The organism is Streptomyces sp. IBSBF 2435 (assembly GCF_036815005.1).
Classification (GTDB): domain Bacteria; phylum Actinomycetota; class Actinomycetes; order Streptomycetales; family Streptomycetaceae; genus Actinacidiphila.
Genome location: NZ_JAJSYW010000342.1, coordinates 1 through 3,105 on the forward strand (window position 1 = coordinate 1; position 3,105 = coordinate 3,105).

Genomic DNA, 3,105 nt, shown 5'->3' on the forward strand with positions numbered 1-3,105 from the left:
GGGCCGGGCCGGGGACGTGTCCAGGGAGGGTCTCCTGGGACGCGTCCGGCGGTACGGGCCGGGGCGCGGTGGGGCCCGTCACCGGGTCGTCCGTGCCGACCAACACCGTCGCTCTCTTTCATCCGTCTCGCGTCTTCCATGATTACGACGTCAGTTTGGTGCTGCGCCCGCTGTCTCTGTTGCCCTTGCTGCCTGTGGGGCAAGTGCGGGCCCGCATTGTTCGTGACGCCGACACCGCCGGGTGCTGCGTAGTCCGTACGTCCGTGGCGACGGGCGCCGCGCGCGGCACCCGTGCGGTTCGCGACGGGTGCCGCGCGGGCGGCCGGGGCGTTCGGCGTACTTGCTGTGCAGGGTGGTGGCCGCCGGGTACGGGCGTCAGCCTCTCAGCGTGCAATAGCTGGAGCTTCCGTGCCGGTCGTCGCAGGTGAAGGAGTTGTGCCCGGCGCCGACCTTCTGCGTGTCGATCGCCACCGCCCAGCTCGAGGTGGTGCCCCCGCAGCCGACGTTGAGCGAGTAGAACTCCGCCTTCGGCAGCTTGAACCAGTAGTCGGACGTCGACCCGAACGACCCCGAGCCGGTGTTCACGCCCTTCCACGAGGCGAAGCCCGAGTCGGAGTTGTCCGCCGCGTGCACCCAGACGCCCTCGATGGACTTTCCGGACAGGCAGCTCAGCTGTCCGCTGACCTCGACGGGGCCGGACGACGTCGGCGTACCGCTGGAATGCGTCGGCCCGGCCGGCGCTTTCCCGGCGCCGCCGCTCTTCGTGCCCGTGTCAGTCGGCGTACCGCTGGAATGCGTCGGCCCGGCCGGCGCTTTCCCGGCGCCGCCGCTCTTCGTGCCCGTGTCATCCGAACCGCTGCCGCCTGAACTGCCCGAGCCACCGGAGCTGGCCGACCCGCCGGAACCGTTTGCGACCACGGTGCGGCCGGAGCCGTCGGGAGAACCATGAGGGGATCCCGCCGGCTTCTTCTTCGTAGAGGGGGACGGGCTGGGCCTGTCCCCGGTCTTGCCCGGCGATCCGGTGACCAGGGCGGGCGAGGTCTGCCGGACGATCATGGTCGCCGGGGCGCCGGACCGGCGGTCGGACGCCGCGGCTTTCTTGCTGTTGCCGCCATCCGCGGTGGCCACGATCGCGATCGCGCCGGCGACCACCAGCACCACTGCTGCCGCGACCGCCGCCATCGAGCGCCTCCGGCCGCAGGGCCGCCGCTCCTCGTGCGGCGATTCGACGGCTGCGGCGAGTGGCTCAATGGCGGTCGCTCCGAAAGCGGTGGCCGGCTGTTCGACGGTTCGAGGTCCGGTCGCCGCGGCTTCCTCGGCGGACGTCTCGATCGAGACGGCGCCCTGCTGCGGTTGGTGCGGGTCCTCTTCCACAGGTCCGCCGAGTGGGTGTTGTGCCGCCGGCTCCTGCGCGGCTTCGTCGGTCGGGGGAGGGAGCAACTCGCTGAGCGGGGTGATGTCGTGGGACCGCTTCCGCGACGCCGGCAGCGGCCGGCTCTCGGATTCGGCGGCCTCGGCGGTGCCGCTCGCGGCTCCGGTGGCGGGCTTGGTGCCCGTGGCGCTGCCCGAGGTGCTGTCCGGACGGGCCGGCTGCGGTTGCGACTCGCTAGACGGCGTGCTGCCCGGCCGCTCCGGGGCGGCCGGGGGCGCGGACTGCGCGCCGCGCCGGGCTAACCACGCCGGTGGCGGTGGCGGCGGTCGCCGGCGGCCGGAGGCTGCCGAGTTGGGCGGGCGGGCGGACTCGTCCTCTCCTTTGGTGGACGGATCGGCTGCCCCGGAGGGCGGGCCGGCGCCGCCCGTCTCGTCGGGAGCGGCGGGGGTCTTCGGGTCGCCCGGGTCGCCACCGGCGGCGACCCGGCTCGGGTCCGGCACACGGTTCGTCATGCCGTGGTCGTCCGGCTCTGCGTCACTCATCTAAGTCTTTCGGGGTTGTTTGCCTGCTGTCGGTCACCGGGCGCCCTTCGTCGGTCGGGCCTCGGGCCCGCCACCGTTCCGTTTACACCGTCCTGGCGATCGAGCGGTGCGTTCGCCGTACCCCCGTGCCGGCGGTCTGCGGCGACAGCTCCAAGTATCGATGTTCCGTACGGTCAGGGGAAGTTGGCCTCGTCTTCCTGCGTGGTAGGGCTCCTGCCGAACACAGCTCCGGCGCCGCGTCGGGGCAGCGGGCCGGAGCAAGGACGTGGCGGGAGAGCTGAGCCGCGGCGGACCCACGGTGCGGAGGGAATCTCCAGCAGCACCAGCCGCGGGGTCTGCTGCCGGGCCATGCCCATCGTGCGCAGCCGGGCCAGCAAGGTGGCCCGCCCGGGTGTCGCTGGGACGCTGGGCCCGGACTGCCTGTCGGAAATCCGGTGGACGCGCACGACGACATCATCCACTTCCTGAAGGCCGTCCGGCTACCGTCCGGCCGGACCGTCCTGGTGTCCGCCAGCCGCCACGGCGTGATGCGCCGCTGGGACACGGGGACGTGGGAGCAGATCGGTTCGCGGGTCGAACTCGGCGAGGAGAACATCTCGTCCCTCGACACGGCGGTTCTCCATGGGCGCGCGAGAGTGTTCACCGCCGACGGGGACCGTCGGGTTCAGGAGTGGGACGCTGCCACCGGCGAGCTCGCAGCAGATCTGGGACAGGTCGACAAGGTGGCCGCACTGTTGCGACCCGACTGGACGCGGAAGGAAGGTGGCCTGTGAAGGGCTGGGCCGGTCCGTCCGGGGACCACGTGGGGACCACGCGTCATGCGCGTCGGTGAGCAACCACCGCATACTGCACGCTGTGCGCGGTCGGTTCGCCCCGAATATCGAGGAAATGAGGCCCCGATTCGCGCTGGGGGTCAAGGGGTCGCAGGTTCAAATCCTGCCGTCCCGACGGTGCACGAAGGGCCCGCTGGACTGGCATAAAGCCAGGTCAGTGGGCCCTTCAGCGTTGCTGGCGACGGTTTTCATGTGATGGTGCGTCAGGACTCTGGGGACCACTTGGGGACCACGGACGCGGAAAACCGGCAGGTCAGGCTGTTTTCACAGCGAATCGAGATGGCCCCGGCCGAGTAGGAGGTTGTCGGTTTCCTACAGGCCGCGGAGTCTTGGCGTCTGCCCCGGCGGGGGTGGGGGC

Annotated in this window: 2 protein-coding genes; one reads left to right on the forward strand and one right to left on the reverse strand. The window is 71.6% G+C overall.

The features are described 5' to 3' along the window. Positions 1–375: 375 nt before the first annotated feature. Positions 376–1,914 (reverse strand): hypothetical protein, encoded by a 1,539-nt coding sequence (locus V7E46_RS33115; RefSeq protein ID WP_333771864.1) that lies wholly within the window; start codon positions 1,912–1,914, stop codon positions 376–378. Positions 1,915–2,348: 434 nt separating this feature from the next. Between V7E46_RS33115 and V7E46_RS33120 the strand changes: the two genes are divergently transcribed. Beyond that, positions 2,349–2,687 carry a WD40 repeat domain-containing protein gene (locus V7E46_RS33120; protein WP_333771865.1) on the forward strand — a complete coding sequence of 113 codons (339 nt, stop codon included), beginning with the start codon at positions 2,349–2,351 and terminating at the stop codon, positions 2,685–2,687. The last annotated feature ends 418 nt before the right edge of the window (positions 2,688–3,105 follow it).